Genomic DNA, 16,472 nt, shown 5'->3' on the forward strand with positions numbered 1-16,472 from the left:
ACGACGGTTTCGCCCAGCTTCAGACGGCGTTTCGCTTCGCGGCTGGAGATGCCGGCAAGTTGGCTGATGAATTCGACCCGGTTACGGCATCCGTTCTGGTGGGCGAGGGACCCGTTGCCACGGTCGGTCTCAGCGCGCACGCCGATGTCGGTGGTGGCTCGTAGCCTGGCACCATCAACCTTGCGACCGAGTTCTTCCAACGCCGCCAGTACCGCGATGGCTTCAGCATCGTCCAGGTGACCAAACCGTGTTTCATCCAGAACAGAGCCCAGCAATGCACCAGCCTGACCGATGACGAAAACCCGAGAACCCTCAGGTTCCGGCACGGAGCCGGATGCAGCGGGCGGGGCGGTGAGGGTCATGGCGTCAGTGCCTCCTTCACCCACAATTATAACCCGAATCGACCACTAAAGCGAGTAAGTCTCAGCATAAAAGTGATGCCAGATCAGAAGTCTCTTCGATCGGGTCGCGTTCGCGGCGACGGCTGTCACGCCCCTCGTTTAGAACCCGCGGCGCCCCGAGAACAGGGCGTGCAGCAGGGGGGCGATCGACGCGATCATCAGTACGGTGCCGAGCACCGCGTCATCCGCTCGCAGAAGGACGCCGGCGATGAGCACTGCGCCGAAAACGAGCGCCGAGACCGCCTGCCGCACGGTGCGTTCGAGGCGCGCGACTCTTTTTTCGAGGACCGGGCTGGCGACCGCTACGGTGCCGTCTCCGATGCGGGTGATCAACCCGTCAAGTCGCTTCGGCAGGCGAAACGCGAGACCGGCGGTCTCCAACGCCTGTTTGGCGAAGTCCTGCACCAGGTTGCCGCCCTCATCGCGCAGCAGCTGCGCTGCGTAGGGCTCGACCGAGTCCCACAGGTTGAATGCGGGGTTGAGCGCGCTCGAGACTCCGGAAGTGAGGGACATGGCGCGAATGATGAGCAAAAAGTTCTCAGGGAGCTGAAACGGCAACGAGCGCACGACGTCACCGAATTGCACGGCGAACTCGCGGAACTCACGCGGGTCGACCTCGCGCAGTTCGGCGAATCCCATTCCGCCGAACCGGGCGAACAGCTGTGTCATTGCGCGCTCGAGTTCGGTCGTTTCGGCCGAGGGGAGCAGCACTCCCACGTCGTTCATGGCGTTGACCAGTCCGCGTCCGTCCCGCGAGGCGGCGGCGATCAGCATTTTGCGCAGCCCGGTGCGCGTGCTTTTGGGAACCTCACCCATCATGCCGAAATCGATGAATGTCAGCTTCCAGCCACGCTCGCTGTCGGCGTGCGGGGTGACGAAGATGTTGCCGGGGTGCGGGTCAGCGTGGAAGTACCCCATGGTGAACATCTGGTCGAACATGACTTCAGCGAAGACGGGCGCCACCTGGACGGGGTCGATGCCGGCCTTGACCAGGGCATCGACGTCGGTGATCTTGATCGCCGTGACGTCTTCGAGGGTGAGTACGCGGCGGGTGGTGCGCTCCCAGGCAACGACGGGTACGCTCACCCGGTCGTCGTCGGGAAAGGCCGCCGCGAAACGTTCAGAGCTGGCTGCCTCGTGCAGGTAGTCGATTTCTTCGAGGCTGGTCTGGGCGAATTCCTCGACCAACGCCGGCATATCGACTCGATTGGAGACGAGTTTCACATGACTGAGCCACCCGCCCACTTTGCGCAGGGCGGCCAGGTCGACGTCGATGATCTCGTCGATCCCCGGCCGCTGCACTTTGATGATGACCCCGTCGAGCCCCGTGTCAGCAGCATCGAGCGCGGTCAGTCGCGCCCGATGCGCCTGCCCGAGGGATGCCGCGGCCACCGGCGTCTCGTCGACCGACGTAAAGGCCCGCTCGAGCGGCATGCCCAGCTCTGCCTCGACGGCTGCGCGAATAGCCGCGAACGGCACCGGCGCGACCTCGTCTTGCAGGCCCTCGAGTTCTTTGGTGATCTCGGGCGGCAGCACGTCGAGGCGCGACGACATGAATTGCCCGACCTTGATCATGAGGCCACCGAGGTCGGACGCGAGCACGTAAAAACCCTTGGCGAAGCGTTGCATCCGCTTAGAGCGCGTGCGCTCGGCGATTTTCACCAGCCCGATGCGGGGCAGGAACAACTCGAACCACCACGTTATGGCCAGATACCAGCTGGCGAAACGCAGAATGCGGCGGTAGCGGGCGCGCATGTTTCCCGCGCCCGAGTTCGAATCGTAGCTACCTCGACGAACCAGTGGCACCCCGTCAGTCCTGAGCGAGGATCGAGTAGAGCTTGCGACGTGCGTCGTCGAGCACCATGACGGCCTGCTTGACCTGCTCCGGCGAACCGGTGCGACCAACCTGCGCCGCTGCCTGGGCGAGCTCGATCCCCGCTTTCGGCAATGCCGCATGGCCATGCCCGTGGCCGGAAGTCGACGCCGTAGTCTCCCACGGTGCGCTCATGTCGGCGTCAGCGACAGCGGCGCGGCCCTCATCGGTCAGGGAGTAGATCTTGCGACCATTGGACTCCTCGGCGCTAATGAGGCCCTCGTCGGCCAACAGCTGCAGGGTCGGGTAGACCGAGCCGGCGCTGGGTTTCCAGCTGCCACCACTGCGCTCTTCGATTTCGTGAATGATCTGGTAGCCGTGCATCGACTGCTCAGCGAGCAGCGCGAGCACCGCCGTGCGCACCTCACCACGGCCGGCGCGGGTACCGCTCTGCTTTTCGAACCGCGAACGAAACTGCTCCATCGCCTGCCAGATGCCATCCATGTTGCCAGCGTTGAACCCGCTTGTTGGAAATGAATTGCCCATGATTTCCTCCTGTAAGTATTGCGAACGATATACAGCGATAGGTTAACGATACCCAGCGATGCCTTCGAGCGACACACTCACACCGATGCTCAGGGCCGGCTCCCAGACAGCCTCATTTTAGCAATCACCGTCGATCACAAGAAAGGCGTGCACGGGTCTAGCGTTGAATCATGGAACACACAACGCTGCCCCTCACGCACATCGCGGACATTCGGGCCGACGCCGCGGTTGAACCCGGTCGGCTCGGTCACAGCACGGTTCTCTCCTCCCCCGGGGTGCGCGTGGTCGTGCTCACCTTCGAAGCCGGTTTCGCGCTCAAGAAGTATTCAGCGCCCAAAATTCTGCTCGTGCAGGCCCTCGATGGACGCCTGCGAGTCACGGCCGGCGGGCAGGTCACCGACCTCGTTCCCGGCGCCCTGCTTCGCCTCGATGCCAACCTCGAGCACGAGGTCGAAGCGCTCGAAGAATCACGACTGATGCTCACCCTGATCGGGTAGACAACCACAATGAAGACCCTCCTCAACATCATCTGGCTCGTGCTCTCAGGCTTCTGGCTGTTCCTCGGCTACATGGTCGCGGCTCTCATCATGTGCATTCTCATCGTGACCATCCCCTGGGGGATCGCGGCGGCACGCATCGGCGTCTACGCCCTCTGGCCGTTTGGCAAGACCGTGGTTGAGACGCCGAACGCCGGCGTCGCGTCGCTCCTCGGCAACGTCGTCTGGGTCATTCTGGCCGGCTGGTGGATCGCCCTGGAGCATCTGCTCTCAGGCATCGCTCTCTGCATCACCATCATCGGTATCCCCTTCGGAATCGCCAATTTCAAGTTGATCCCGGTCGCGCTCATGCCGCTCGGCAAGCAGATCGTCGACACGCCCTAGGATTCACCGGTAGCACGGCGGCAATCACCCAACCCGCACCTTCCGTAACGCTCTATCGCGGCGTTCGCAACCGGATCGCCCCCTTCGCAGTCGACGGATCGACCACGACTCCGCCCTGCGTGATCTGCAGTTCGTCGCGGGCGACCATGCGGCGTGCGGCTCGGCGGGCCGGCTCCATCAAGTCGCGCCATTCCTCGCCGCCGATGGCTCGCGCCGCGTCGGAGGGGCAGATCGTGGAATCGTGCGCCCGCGCCTGGAGCAGCGTGGTGATGGTCGCTTCGAGCTGCAGGTCGGTTGCGTTGACGCCGTGTGACCGGCACGCTGCCGAGCAGTACTTCACCGATTCCCAGTTCTTGGCCCACTTCGCGCGCCACTCGATGCGACGCCCACACGAGGCGCACGTCTTCTCCGCCCGGGCAGCTGGGGGGTCAGCATCGGAGGGTGTTCGTTGACGGTGTGCCATACTTTCTATCTTGCCGGGAGACCGCAGATAGTCGACACAGATTTCCGCATAAATGCTCCTCTCTGCCGCACGCAACTATTTGCTGGCAACCGGCGCGACCGATCCCCGCATCGTGGTTTCGGTTAAGCACGACGTCGTGGTCCCTCTCGAGGCCGTCGCCTAATCCGCCAGAATTCCACGGCCAACAAAGCTTTCCGCTCCGCGCGGGGGTAGCGCCTAACCTGCGAGCGGGAGAACCTCCGGCCGTGGCTTCTGCTTTTCGTTCCATAGGTCGTAGGCTGTCTGCATTCCCAGCCAGAGTTCCGCGCTCGTCCCCAGAAGCAAGCCCAGTCGCACTGCCATGTCCGCAGTCACAGCGGAATGGCCATGGCGAATGCGTGACAGCGTCGCCCGCGTCACTCCGAGGCGCCGTGCGGCCTCGGCCAGACTGACGTCCCCGAGATAGTCCTCGAAGAGCAGGCCCGGGTGAGGCGGGTTGTACATTCCAGTCATCTTCGTTCCTTCATTTCGATTTGATTCAGTGGTAGTCGACATAGTCGAGGAGCACGACGTCGGCGCCCTCAAACAAAAAGGTCAGGCGCCAATTCCCCGAAACCCAAATCGCGAGGTGCCCGTGCACGTCGTGACCCGATTCGCTTTCTCCATGAAGCACGTGCGGCCGCCATGAGCGCGGTATGTCGTCAACCGACACGGCGTTGTCGAGAACGGCGAGTTGCCGTTGTAGCCTTGCAGCGTGATCCGGGCGGATTCCCGCCTTGCTGCCCGACGCGTAAAACCGCGCGAGTCCCTTGTGTCGAAATGACTTGATCACATTCTGAGCGTACCTGCGCACTATACGTATAGCAAGACCATACACGCGGGCCCGTCTCGCCTGGCCCTACAGGGCTCCTTTCCCATCGTGTGACATTGACGAGGTCGGCCATGTCATCCGTGGTGAAGATGCCGTCGGCCTAGGCGAGGCGCGATCGTATCGGCGATGTCGTCGGTCTGGCGTCAATATAGGGGCGCACAACCTCGTCGTCGAGCAATTGGCTGAACCCGACGGCAGCCTTGCGGGCCGCTTATTCGGCGCTGAATCAGGCGGTGATCCACCCTTTGATCTGCAGGTGTTTCGCGAGCGCGACAGTGAAGCCGTTCAGTCAAGGCCCGCTCGGTGGGCCGCCGCATCGAACTCCGCGCTGCGCTGCCGAAGTTGCAGCGCCCTAAGGGACGCGGCGAAGGCTCGTTCGAACGCGGCAGCGTCCTGCGAGCGGATGCCGTAGAGCCGACTCACCCACTCCCCCACCTCGATCCGGATATGACTCCAGAACAGGCCACGGGTGACGACTACAGCCTCAACGTCCTCAATGGCGGTCACAATAGCGACGCCAGCCAGGGTGACCGTGACGGAGTCGCCGTGGAGTGCGAGTTTCCAGTCGCCGGAGCTGGTGAGGGCTTTGCCCCAGGCGGATGGCTGCCAAGTCGGCGGCATGCTGGCTGTCCTCTCGCTAGCTCGGCGAGTTCGATCCGGTTGCAGGGCCCACGGCCGAATGGCCGTGCATTCCAGTAACCGTCCTGAGTACGCGAGGCGGGTTTCAGCCCGCACTTCGCACTCTAGTGAAGACGTAGCCGGCCCGCGGCCCTCGGACAGGGCTGATTTAGGGAGGTTCTGGCGAATCAGAGCGCCACGGCCTTGATCGCCGCCGTGAAAGGTGAAAAGTAGAACGCTTGACCCGCCTGGCCGCCCATTGAGGTATCGACTTCCGGTCGCGGTCGCGACCGTCGTCGACTTTTGCGATTCTCAGCGAAACCAGGATGAGTTGAGGGCATAGTCGCGATACAGAGTGACGGGTCGATGCATGTGAGCGGATGTCCGCCACGGCTGAGGCCGAGCTCCTCGGCGAACTGCACGAGCGCCTGCGCTTCGTGCGCGGAAAGCTGCCGGTCGAGCAGGCAGCGGTCGAGCAAAGCGAGGTAGTCCTGGTGTTCGGCCGGGCCGGTGACTTCGGGCAGTCGCACGGTGATGCGAGCCAGAAAAGCGGATGCCGTCTGCTCGGCCGCGAATTCCGGGCGCGCGCACCAGATAATCGGCCGGCAGCGTCGATTAAGAGTGCGTCAGCGGTTGCGGCGGTACGGCGAGAACGGTTTGCGGTACCCAACAACCGGCTTCACGACCGGCACCGACGGGCTGCCGTCGATAGAAAGCGTCGCCTTGCAGCGCGGGTAGCGGCCGCAACCGAGAAACGGGCCGCGCTTGCTGGTGCGCTCGACCATGAATCCGCGGCTGCACCGCAGGCAGACGATCGAGTGCAGCGCTTCGCCGATGGCGTTCGTGCGCACCACGCCATGGTCGCGAATGAGTTCCATGACGAAGCGCGATTCGCGCTTGTCGATAGTGACCAGCAGCACGCTGCGCCGCGCGCGGGTCAGCGCTACGTAGAACAGGCGACGCTCTTCGGCCTTCGGAAATTCTTCAGCTGCCGGCATGGCGAGGCGCAACACGTGGTCGTTCGGGATGGTGCTCGGGAACCCCCATTTTCCCGACACCAAGCCAGGAATGACAATGTAGTCGGCCTCGCCGCCTTTCGATTCGTGAATGGTCATGAACGAGATGTCGAGCAGATCCCGAAGGTGTGTGCAGCCGTCCAGATAGCTACTCTGGTGCCGATACCGACCGAGCACGAGCACCGACAATTTACGACCAGGCACACTGGGAATCGCGCCGCTCGCGACGTAGCTGTGCAAAGTGGTCAAACGATGACGGATGCCTGCTGCCACGGCATTATCGGCTGCAACCGTCATGATCCCCACGGTCGGCGCATACTCGGCCGTCGAAGAGACTACGCTTTTGGCGATCTGCACGGGGTTCTGCATAACGAAGGTGCTGGAGACATCCGCTATTGATTGCGGAAAACGAAATGTTCGTTCGAGGCGCATGATGTCGCTCGGGCCGAACCAGCCTTCAAAGCCCGTCATGACTGACACATCGGCACCGGCGAAGCGGTTGATGCTCTGCCAGTCGTCGCCGACCGCGAATAGGTAGCGTCCTGGTTTAGCCACAAGCGCCCGCGCGAGGCGGGCGCGGGCGAAGCTGGCGTCCTGGAATTCGTCGACCATCACGAGGTCGTACGGGCTGACCCAGTCTCCGTTTTCAAGATGTTGCGCCGAGAGCGTGAGCATGTCCTCGAAGTCGATGCAGTCATCCGCTGCCAGTTTCTCGTCCCATTCACGACGGATGGCCGCGAACAGTCTCAGAAACGAGGCGTCGCGATAACGCACCGGGCCGTGAGCGAATTCTGCGAGGCGAACGCTCAGCTGCTCATCGGTGAGGCAATTGCTCTTCGCGTGGATAAGAAACGTGCGAAAGGTGCCCAGCAAGAGTGCATTCTCGACCGGTTTCTGGCCGACGGCGAGCCGGTCGGCGTCAGGCTGGAGTGAGATGCCGCGCTGGGACAGCTGTTTTGCGAGCGCGGTAAGCGCCGTACCGCCATACAGCTCGCCTCTCGTTGTCTCGAAGAGCGTGGTTCCGTTGGCGCGGTGCACTTCGCGCTTCCACACGACATCGTCTAGATACCCTTTAAAGGGAGACGAGCCATCTGCATCAATCGCCCAGTGCTCGTGATACGCGTTGATGTCTGGATAGTAGAAATCCGGCCGATACTGCCCGTGCTCGGCGTCGGCTGTCTCAATCTCATAGCGTTTCTCGTAGATGTAGTCGACCCCGTTGTAGAACAGCCAGTCCGCGATTATGCGCTCAGCAGGGCTCCTGACGGGTACGCCTTGCAACGTCTGAAACTCCTCACTAGCGTCGGATTTCTCGCCGTTGTCGTCAGGGTAATCACGGGCCAGCACAGCGCGAAAGAAGTCCCATTCCGAGCGGAACATGACATCGGTGGCGCGCAGCCGGTCGACGATCAGGCCGAGTTGTTCAAGATCTTTACCGCCCTCGAGCCAAGGTGCCAACGACGGCTTCTTGCCGGTGGCCTGACCAATTATTTCGAGACCGAAGGCGTGAAAGGTGCGGGCAACGACTTGGTCGGCGTTGAGACCGAGAGGGGTCAGACGGTCGCGGGTGCGCTGCTGTAATTGTTTGGCCGCCGCCGAGTTGAAGGCGAGCATGAGTATCTTGTCCGCGGGAATGAGGTTGCGGTGTAGCGCGTAGCCGGCCTTGGCCACCATCGTGGAGGTCTTACCGGAGCCGGCTGACGCGACGACGAGCATGCGGTTGTCGAAGCAGATCACGGCGCGGGTCTGCTCTGGGGTCAGCGGAGAGGATTCCACGTTGTCGAAAAATTCGCGGCACTCATCCGTTTCGCGCTCGAGGTAGTTCTGGTTTTCTCGCGCAATAACGACGTGCACGTCTTCCGACCAGTAGGCAATCGTGTCCGCGATGTCTGCTGGCTGGGCGGCGATATAGGAGCGCAAGGCTTCGTCGTCGAGCAGATGGCTGAAGCCCACGGCAGCCTTGCGGACGGCCCAATCTGTGCCGAACTCGGTGGTAATCCACCCCGTAGCTTGCAGGTGTGCGGTGAGCGCGGCTGTGAAGCTTTTCAGCCAGAGCGTGGCCTGGCGGGCTGCCGCATCAAACTCCGCAGTGAGCTGCCGCAGCTCCAACGATTGCCGCGACGCAGTGAAGGCGTGTTCAAAGGCGACAGCGTCTTTTGAGCGGATACCGCGGAGCAGGCTCGCCAGCTCGCGCCCCTGTAACTCGATCTGACTCCAGAACACACCGCGGGTGACTTTTACAGTCGCGATGTCCTCAATCGCGGTCGCGACAGCAGCACCGCCAATGGTGACCGTGACGATGTCGTCGTGGAGGGCAAGTTTCCAGTCGCCGGAGCCGGTGAGGACTCTGCCCCAAGCCGAGGGGTGCCAAGTTGCGAGAGCGTGTCTGGTCATCAAAAAGTGCTTCTTGAACTCATGGTTGGTCCCCCGGTTATGTCATCCCGTAAAAGCAGATGGACACGTAGCTATGAAGTACGCCTCATCGAATCCGCGTTCCCATAAAGCAAACCGCGCGCGCTCGACACCAGTGTATACATCGCTGTGTAGCGACACATCGGCAACGCACGCGGCCCTCGGACGGGGCGTTCGTGCGGACAGTGGGCCGATATACCGAGCGTAGAAGGCGATCCGGCAATAATTAAGAGACGAGAACGCGAGGCATGATCGACCACTCCGCCGAAACGCCGGCAGTGAGCTGTGATGGTTCGATCGCGCTAGGACTCTAGTGCGCGTGTCGCGAAGTACTCGTAAAGACTCGATTCAATAGGAGTCGCGAGACCCAGCGTCATTGACACCACATCATGGCCACCGGCTCCCGACATCTTTGTCTGACGGGCATCCTGAGATGTCGCTCGTCCGAGATAGTAGAAATCGGTTCCTTCTGCGTCATCCTTCTTTGCGAAAACATGAAGGGGAAGACTGTTCTCAACAATCGCTTTCACCTCACCGCTCACAAGGGTGCGCCTGCTTCGGGTGAACCAGGTCAATGTCGAAGGGTTGAGAAACTCGTCTCCATAATTGGTGCTTTCGGACACCTCAGACCCCTTGTGGTACGTGACGAATATTGGGCAGGTGTTTGAGACAAAATCGACCTTATAGCCGTATATCGTGCTTTGTTCGTTCGATTTCCAATTCAGAAGACGGCAAGCGTCCTTGCGGGAATAGCGCTGGCCCACCTCCAGACGTCCGGTCCAATTGTGTCGATGGCGCGCGAGGTATAGCCCGGTCTCTACAACGTCGTTAACGTGCTCTTGGAACATAAGATCGACGTTCCAAGCCACGACGAACTTTTCGTTGAGGTTGTACACGCCGTCACTAAAAGTGACGACCGGTGCACCGCCGTATTTTGTGGCTTCTGCTGCGGTAAAGAATTCTAAACTCAAGACGCCCAGTACGGAGGCAAGTGTCGCCGGATCGGTTGCCAGAGCACTTTTATCAAGCAGTCGCGTGAAGTCTTGGACCTCTAGACCGTTCGCGCTGGACAAAAGCTCTTTGAGCAGCAGCAGCTCATGAGGCCGCTTCCCATTCAGTAATTCGCCGGAAAGAAAGGTCAAAACTCTGTCTGCGTACTCTCCGGCCGGAACGTTGAAGGCACCGACCTTTTGGAGAAATCGCCGATAATTCTTTGCCTTTGTTGCAACGACTGCGGGATCCACTAAGTCGAAGCGCGCAAAGTCGATTAGTAAAGGGGCTCGGCCGAGGCGGTTCTGCAACTCGAGGAAAGACTTCTTAAGGTTCGACATGCTGTCGAGAGTCGTCGTTGCAAGGGATGCAAAAATTCGCTCTCTTGCAATAGCATCAAAGTTCACGCTGGAAAGGCCGGCTATGGCACCGGCCTCTTGTGCGTCGATGATTTTCTTGCGGATCGAATCCTTGTTTAGGCTGCTGTCTCCGAAGAGCGCTATGGGAATCAAATAGTTATTCTCATAGTTGCCGATGAAGTCGATAACTACTAGGTGCTCTTTGCCCGCGGCCTTACGAAGTCCCCGTCCGAGCTGTTGGGTAAACACGATACTCGATTGTGTCTGACGCAGCATAACGACTTGATTGACTGAGGGAATGTCGATCCCCTCATTGAAAATGTCGACAGTGGCTATGTAGTCAAGCTCGCCCCGCTCGAGCATCTGCACGACCGCCTCTCGTTCGTCCACCGAGTCGGACCCACTCAGCGCGCGTGTTCGGAGATGCTTCCCATGAACCTCGCGCAGGTTGAGAAGTGCCGAAAGGTCCATCGCCTCATCGTTCCTGCTGCAGAAGATCAGCCCGCGTACCGGTGCGCCTGCGTGTCCATACTTTTTGATCGTGGCTACGAGGTAGTCAACGCGTTCAGAGGCAACAAGGTGCTTAAGGTCCGAGAGCTTGTCTATTACCTCACCGTCTTTGACGTAATCGGTCACGCCGTAGTAGTGAAAGGGTGCCAGCATGTCTGCCTCTAGGGCCTTTTGCAATCGGATTTCGTATGGCACATTAAAATCGAACAGCTCAAAGACGTTGAAATCGTCGGTTCGCTCGGGCGTCGCTGTCATTCCGAGCAGAAATTTCGGCTGGAGGTGTTCGATCACACTCCGGTAGCTCTCGGCGCCCGCCCGGTGGACCTCGTCGATCAGAACGTAGTCAAATGCATCAGGCTCGATCCCAGCGAGATTCGCCGGCCTTGATAGTGATTGAATCGAGGCGAAAACATAACGACGATCAAGCTCCCTTTTCGTTCCCACAAATTTGCCAAAGTCACTGTCTGGGGCTCCTAAGACACGCTTGAATTCAAATATGGCACGGTCCAAGATCTGCTCACGATGCACCACGAACAACATCCGGTTCGGTGCACATGCCCGCACGTCGAGCGCCGAGAGGATGGTCTTTCCAGTTCCTGTCGCAGAAATAACGACCGCGCGTTTCTCCCCAATGTCGCGCAATGCCGCAATCTCAGCGAGCGCCTCGACCTGCATCTCGTTGGGCTGAATGACTCCACTGACCGGCAGATCAGTCACCGGCTCGATCGAGTCGATCGCGGGTGAAGATGAGGGTGCGATCCACGTCAGCGCGTAGGCGTCGATCCAGTCTTTGGTGAGGGGAATCGAAGCATCAATATGAGCCTGCGCAGCGCGATTAAGCTGTTGGACTATGTCCCCATCCGGGAGAGCCGAAAAGCGTAGATTCCACTCGTGGTTGTTTAGAAGCGCACGGTCCGTCAGGTTTGAGCTTCCTACTATCGCGGTTATACTCGCTTCCTGCTCGAAAACGTATCCCTTTGCATGAAACCCAGCGGCGGAATCTGGATGCACATAAACGTTGATTCCATCGAGATTGAGGAGTTCCCGAAAGGCCGCGGGCGAGTTGAATCCCAAGTACGTGGATGTGATTATTGTGCCCGACCCTTGAAAGTCAATAATTGCCTGCTTCAGCAGGGCTATCGCGCTCGGTGTAACGAAGGCGACAGAGAACACGAAGCGACGCGAGCGCTTTAGCTCTTCACGAATCGCTCGGAGCATGGTGTTGCCGTCAGTATTTGATACGAGTGTCGGGTTAAAGACTTGATCGGCCTTGACTTGCGAGTTGAGAAATCCGAAGTTGTTGTCGAAGGTCAGCTGGCGGCGAGTCGCACTCACTCGTGAAAGTCTTTCATGACCTGAACCACTGCGGGAATGTCAGCAGGTGCCCAATCGAGCTGGTCGAGCTCTGCGGCCTGAACCCACCGAATTTCTGAGTGCTCGGTAAGTCGGGGCTCTTCGCCCGTTAGGGAGCAGTAATAAGTCGTCAGGATAACGGTCCCGAAGTCGTACTCGTGCTCGGTGGTTTCGATGCGCGCGCCGATCTCCGCTGTACAGAGCAACTCTTCTTCGAGTTCGCGGAGCAAAGCCTGCTCGGGTGATTCGTTCATTTCTATCTTGCCCCCGGGAAACTCCCACTTATCGGGCAGGGACATTGTCGAACTACGACGTGCCGCGAGAATTGTCTGGCCCCGCGTGAGGACGGCGCCGACGACATTGATTCTCTTTTTCACAGGTGAACTCCGATGCCTAGCCGTCAATCCGTATCGCCAGCTTAGCCAGCGCGGTGCGCTGATGATCAAAGCAGTCGCAGGGGCTTTAAAGACCGCCGATGATTCCGAGGACCAACTTGTTGAAGAGAGGCAAGCCCACGAAGACTCCGAGTGTCGCAACTGTCGCGAAACTGAGCAGGGTCCACGAGACTCGCCGCACGCGCGCTGTTTTTACATCGCTGTCGATCACAGCGAATTTCGCCATCAAACTCGGATTCGGTAGCGATGCGAGTGCAGTCCAGGTCTCTGGCGCGTCAACTATCGCTTCAAGCTCGACCAGATCGACTTCGACGAGAGAACCTGGTTGTTTTAAAAGCCAACGGCGCAGACTGACCGCATCCAGAACATTGACCGCGTCGGGCGTCTTCTTGATCGTGATCTGCCCGGGGCTGACCAGCGCGATCACAGCCTGCGCTGGCGGAAGCTGCGGCATCCGCTCTCGAAGCATTTTCGTGACGCGAGTGGCCTCGAATTTCGAGTTACGGAGGTAGGGCTGCTTCTGGCCATTGACCATTATCGACCGTTCGGCGATCCAGATCTTCTTGCCGCGATGGTGTTTGGTGCTGATCGTGAAGATTCCGCCCGGGCCGAGTACGAGATGGTCAATATCGGCGCTGGCTTTGCCGATCGGAAGAGCGTGGAAAACTCTCCACTCCGGTGGAAGGCGACCGAGAATCCTGCCGACCTCGATCTCGCCCTGGGCGCCGCGATACCAGGCGACGCTCTCCGCGGCCAGTGGGGAGTATCCCCAAAATCGAGCGAAGCCAGAGCGTGGCGGCATAGCTTGCTGCAGGTGGAGCAACTCTTCGATGACCGATTGGCCGGCGATCTGATCGCGCATACCCGGTGCCTGTGTTGTCATGTATCCCGCGATGGTTGAGTGCCTATCTAGCGGGCATGGCGTCGTCACCAAGAGTGGAGTCGGCCGCCGCCTAACCCTACGGGCAGGGGATCTTCGTGTACCGGCGACCCTTGTCGTCGACGGAGGTTCCGTTGTTGCCGTAGGCGCGACATCCGGTGTACGTGTCGACGCTGGGAACCGCGGGCGCAACGTACGGTTCAACGTAAGGAGCGACATACGGTTGGTCGGCAGCCCGCTGGGCGGCAAGAGCTCTCGCGTCGGCAGCGGCCCGCGCGTCAGCGGCAGCTTGTGCGTCGGCAGCGGCCCGTGCGTCGGCAGCGGCTTTCGCTGCGGCTGCGGCTGCGGCGTCTGCGGCCGCCTGTTCTGCGGCCGCCGCCTCGCGCGCCACTGCGCCGGTCTCAGCCGTTACAAGCTTCTTGTGTATCGAACTCGCCTTGGTGTCCATGTTTCTCAAGCCCTTGCCGTAGCCGATCTTGGGCGTGGCCAGCAGGATGGACATGGCGATAGACGGCTGATCTAGATCGGCAAGGCGTTGCAGTGCCGCGATGCCGGCCATGAGTGCAGCGGCCCGCGCGACCAGCGCTGTCACCTCGCCGGATGGAGCGGTCGCGCTGTCGACCGCCGCGAGTTGCTGCGTCTCGGCTTTCAAGGCCTTGACCTGGGTGCGAATGGTGCAGTCGGCGGTTTTTGAATAGAGCCCCCGAAACTTCGTCTGAGCTACTTTCTGGGCGGCCTGCACGGTTTTGAAATTCTTATCATTGACGCCGAAGGTGACCGCCATTCCCAAGCCCTGTCGTGCGATTTCCGCACTGACGAACTTGTCGTTGGCGGTGTAGACGGCCGCCAGAGTGCGACCGTAGCGGTCGAGTCGCTCGCGGTCATATTTCAGCGTCACCTTGGCGCCAACAGGGAGCAGTTCGGTGAGGTAAATCGAGGCTTCCGGGCCCCCACATTGCACCGGCTCGTTGGGGTCTTTCGTCTCGGGGGTGTCTATGTTCAACAGGCGAACCCGCGTCTCTTTGGATGCAATTTTCAGCACCACTGTGTCGCCGTCAATCACACGAACCACGACCGCGCGATCGTCTTTGGCGGCATTAGCTGGCGCAGCAGTGAACGTGATTCCAGCGATGACCATCAACACGGTAGCGGCGGCTGAGGCCGTGGCAGACAACCAACGGCGGCTATTTGAGCTCGACGATACGAATGACACGGTGCCCCCAATACGACTGCAGACAAGAACGATCGCCGTGCGGTGCCGAACTCTGCAGTGATCCTGATTATGCCGGAGTTTATGTCGCCGTTAGCACGACGGTGCCCACGCTACGCCAGCGTGAGCAACTTTCCTTCTGGCTGGCTCTTGCGGCCCGGCGTGCTGATCAGATTCACCTCAGGCGCTGGCGCGATCGACACCATGAACAACTCGCTGACCAGTGGATTTCGGCGCTCGATCTGGGAAATTTTCGGGCAGCAGGCTGCGCTCATCGAGTACATCATCGTTGTCGCGCACACCGCCCGCGGACAATTCATTCTCAACCGCACGTTCCGCGCGCTCTTCGTGACCGTCGCCCTACTGCTAGCGCTGGGGCACTCAAGGACTTTAGCCCGGCAGAACCGCTCACGCGAGCGCCGCGGCGACTTGCTGGTACGCATCCGCTTGGTGGTCGATACGGCGGATGCGCTCGGCGGGCTCTTTGTGCCAGAGCGCTTGCTGGCCTGGGTGATAGGTCGGGATTACCGTGAGGTCTTCGGCGAGATTCGGCGAGCGCCGCAGCACTCGACGCCACGATTTGCGGGCATCTCCACCTTGGAGCAGCACAACCTGGACTGCTGGGGCCAAGCGGAGCATTTCGAGGATAGTGTCGACGCCAGCCTCTAACTCAGCGGCCTGGGGGGCACGGCTGATGTACCAGGGGTAGGCGTTCCACGGCAGAATGTCGTACGCACTCAGGCCGACGGACTCGAAGCGATTGCACTGCCGTTCGGCGGTGGGGTCATCGTTTTCGATGCTGATGAACCCGCTGCCTGTGTCTTTCTGCGTGGCCGGGCCCGGATCGCGCAGCACTGAGAGTACGCGAGCGTTGATGCCGCCGTGGATGGGTGCGACGTAGGGCACCCAGAGGTCGGGCGTGCTGATCTCGTCGACGTAGTCGTTGATCGGCTTGATGTGCGGATCGCAACGATGCTGCCACTGCAGAGCGCGATAGTCAGCTTCTTTCATGCGTCGGCTCATGGGGTGAACGTACCCGGGTTGCTGCGGTTGTCGAGGGTTCCCGGGCGATCGTTAGCGGGACGCTAGTCCGACGCGTGAGTTCCTAGCCCGTCGCCAGCAGGCGAGCATCCGTTTGGCTGGCCAGTTTGCGGTCAAATGTATACAGCGGCTGGTTCGACGTCACGTCTGCCGCCGTAACGAGATAGCAGTCTTCGAAGGACAATTTGGGATGGGCGACATACAGGGTCAGCGCGCGATCAAACAGTGAAGCGTTGGCGACGATCTGCGGCAGATGCACGAGGCCATGAATAGCTTCTTGCTGCTGCTCTCGATTCAGCCCGTAAGCGCGGCCCAACACGAAGATTGTCTCGACGAGTGCGATGTCCGATACGAAAAACGTGCCGCCCGTCTGAAGCAGGACCACAGCGGCGTCATGTTGCTCGGGCACATCGTTGAGTAGCAATCGGAGAACTACATTTGCATCCAAGGATGCGCTCAATTTGCGCGCTCGCCGTTCCGATGTTCTTGGTAATAGGCGTCGACGTCTGTCACGGGCTCGATGATGGTCGCGTAGCTAGAAATTAGCGCGCTGAGCGCTTCGATGCCTGCAACCGGTGCGATATTCATCGTGCCGGTCTTTTCGTCGATCGAGATTTCAAATCGATCACCCTGTTCGAGTCGCAGGGCCTTGCGCACGGCCGCGGGAAGCGTTAGCTGCCCCTTGCTGCTCAACGTTACGACGGCCTTCATGACTTACAGTGTATGACGCGTAA

General features: G+C 60.3%; 19 protein-coding genes. 2 read left to right on the forward strand and 17 right to left on the reverse strand.

What is annotated here, in order from left to right:
- The 3 genes from E3T38_RS01935 to E3T38_RS01945 form a co-directional block, all read right to left on the reverse strand.
- A partial coding sequence (locus tag E3T38_RS01935; protein ID WP_134545760.1) for a hypothetical protein occupies window positions 1-362 on the reverse strand: 362 nt, incomplete at its 3' end.
- Between the two features lie 138 nt (window positions 363-500).
- Complete coding sequence (locus tag E3T38_RS01940) at window positions 501-2,156, reverse strand: AarF/ABC1/UbiB kinase family protein (RefSeq protein ID WP_134546393.1); 1,656 nt, start codon at window positions 2,154-2,156, stop codon at window positions 501-503.
- A 55-nt stretch (window positions 2,157-2,211) separates the two neighbouring features.
- Window positions 2,212-2,760, reverse strand: a complete 549-nt coding sequence (locus E3T38_RS01945; protein ID WP_134545761.1) for a PadR family transcriptional regulator — start codon at window positions 2,758-2,760, stop codon at window positions 2,212-2,214.
- 170 nt (window positions 2,761-2,930) lie between these two features.
- Here E3T38_RS01945 and E3T38_RS01950 point away from each other — a divergent pair, with 170 nt between their 5' ends.
- Together E3T38_RS01950 and E3T38_RS01955 are read left to right on the forward strand one after the other, a co-directional pair.
- Window positions 2,931-3,257, forward strand: coding sequence for a hypothetical protein (locus tag E3T38_RS01950; RefSeq protein WP_134545762.1), 327 nt, complete (start codon window positions 2,931-2,933; stop codon window positions 3,255-3,257).
- 9 nt (window positions 3,258-3,266) lie between these two features.
- Window positions 3,267-3,641 (forward strand): YccF domain-containing protein, encoded by a 375-nt coding sequence (locus tag E3T38_RS01955; protein ID WP_104127476.1) that lies wholly within the window; start codon window positions 3,267-3,269, stop codon window positions 3,639-3,641.
- A gap of 52 nt (window positions 3,642-3,693) precedes the next feature.
- On the opposite strand, the gene E3T38_RS01960 is transcribed toward E3T38_RS01955, so the two are convergent.
- From E3T38_RS01960 to E3T38_RS02025, 14 genes are all read right to left on the reverse strand, one after another.
- Window positions 3,694-4,104, reverse strand: a complete 411-nt coding sequence (locus E3T38_RS01960) for a DUF2256 and DUF3253 domain-containing protein (protein ID WP_134545763.1) — start codon at window positions 4,102-4,104, stop codon at window positions 3,694-3,696.
- A 216-nt stretch (window positions 4,105-4,320) separates the two neighbouring features.
- Window positions 4,321-4,596, reverse strand: a complete 276-nt coding sequence (locus E3T38_RS01965; protein ID WP_134545764.1) for a HigA family addiction module antitoxin — start codon at window positions 4,594-4,596, stop codon at window positions 4,321-4,323.
- A gap of 25 nt (window positions 4,597-4,621) precedes the next feature.
- Complete coding sequence (locus E3T38_RS01970; RefSeq protein ID WP_134545765.1) at window positions 4,622-4,915, reverse strand: type II toxin-antitoxin system RelE/ParE family toxin; 294 nt, start codon at window positions 4,913-4,915, stop codon at window positions 4,622-4,624.
- A 324-nt stretch (window positions 4,916-5,239) separates the two neighbouring features.
- Window positions 5,240-5,575: a hypothetical protein gene (locus E3T38_RS01975; RefSeq protein WP_134545767.1), complete on the reverse strand. Its 336-nt coding sequence runs from the start codon at window positions 5,573-5,575 to the stop codon at window positions 5,240-5,242.
- Window positions 5,576-5,760: 185 nt separating this feature from the next.
- On the reverse strand, window positions 5,761-6,102 hold the full coding sequence (locus E3T38_RS01980) for a hypothetical protein (RefSeq protein ID WP_134545768.1): 342 nt from the start codon (window positions 6,100-6,102) through the stop codon (window positions 5,761-5,763).
- A gap of 96 nt (window positions 6,103-6,198) precedes the next feature.
- Complete coding sequence (locus E3T38_RS01985; protein ID WP_134545770.1) at window positions 6,199-8,982, reverse strand: UvrD-helicase domain-containing protein; 2,784 nt, start codon at window positions 8,980-8,982, stop codon at window positions 6,199-6,201.
- 320 nt (window positions 8,983-9,302) lie between these two features.
- The gene (locus E3T38_RS01990; protein WP_166805382.1) at window positions 9,303-12,194 is read right to left on the reverse strand and encodes a DUF3427 domain-containing protein; all 2,892 of its coding nucleotides are present in this window, start codon (window positions 12,192-12,194) and stop codon (window positions 9,303-9,305) included.
- Window positions 12,191-12,589 (reverse strand): (deoxy)nucleoside triphosphate pyrophosphohydrolase, encoded by a 399-nt coding sequence (locus E3T38_RS01995; RefSeq protein ID WP_134545772.1) that lies wholly within the window; start codon window positions 12,587-12,589, stop codon window positions 12,191-12,193. The genes E3T38_RS01990 and E3T38_RS01995 overlap by 4 nt, the downstream gene beginning before the upstream one ends.
- Before the next feature lie 85 nt (window positions 12,590-12,674).
- Entirely contained in the window at window positions 12,675-13,469 is a 795-nt protein-coding gene (locus tag E3T38_RS02000) for a nuclease-related domain-containing protein (protein ID WP_166805383.1), read from the reverse strand.
- A gap of 97 nt (window positions 13,470-13,566) precedes the next feature.
- Entirely contained in the window at window positions 13,567-14,661 is a 1,095-nt protein-coding gene (locus E3T38_RS02005; RefSeq protein WP_134545776.1) for a thermonuclease family protein, read from the reverse strand.
- A 149-nt stretch (window positions 14,662-14,810) separates the two neighbouring features.
- Window positions 14,811-14,972, reverse strand: a complete 162-nt coding sequence (locus tag E3T38_RS17395) for a hypothetical protein (protein WP_166805384.1) — start codon at window positions 14,970-14,972, stop codon at window positions 14,811-14,813.
- 133 nt (window positions 14,973-15,105) lie between these two features.
- Window positions 15,106-15,720 (reverse strand): uracil-DNA glycosylase, encoded by a 615-nt coding sequence (locus E3T38_RS02015; protein ID WP_134545778.1) that lies wholly within the window; start codon window positions 15,718-15,720, stop codon window positions 15,106-15,108.
- A gap of 82 nt (window positions 15,721-15,802) precedes the next feature.
- Window positions 15,803-16,198 carry a PIN domain-containing protein gene (locus E3T38_RS02020; RefSeq protein WP_134545780.1) on the reverse strand — a complete coding sequence of 132 codons (396 nt, stop codon included), beginning with the start codon at window positions 16,196-16,198 and terminating at the stop codon, window positions 15,803-15,805.
- A complete protein-coding gene (locus tag E3T38_RS02025) occupies window positions 16,195-16,449 on the reverse strand; it encodes an AbrB/MazE/SpoVT family DNA-binding domain-containing protein (RefSeq protein WP_134545782.1) in 255 nt (84 codons plus the stop codon). The genes E3T38_RS02020 and E3T38_RS02025 overlap by 4 nt, the downstream gene beginning before the upstream one ends.
- Between the last annotated feature and the right edge of the window lie 23 nt (window positions 16,450-16,472).

Origin of the sequence: Cryobacterium sp. Hb1, assembly GCF_004403585.1 — a bacterium.
In the GTDB taxonomy this organism is placed as follows: domain Bacteria; phylum Actinomycetota; class Actinomycetes; order Actinomycetales; family Microbacteriaceae; genus Cryobacterium; species Cryobacterium lyxosi.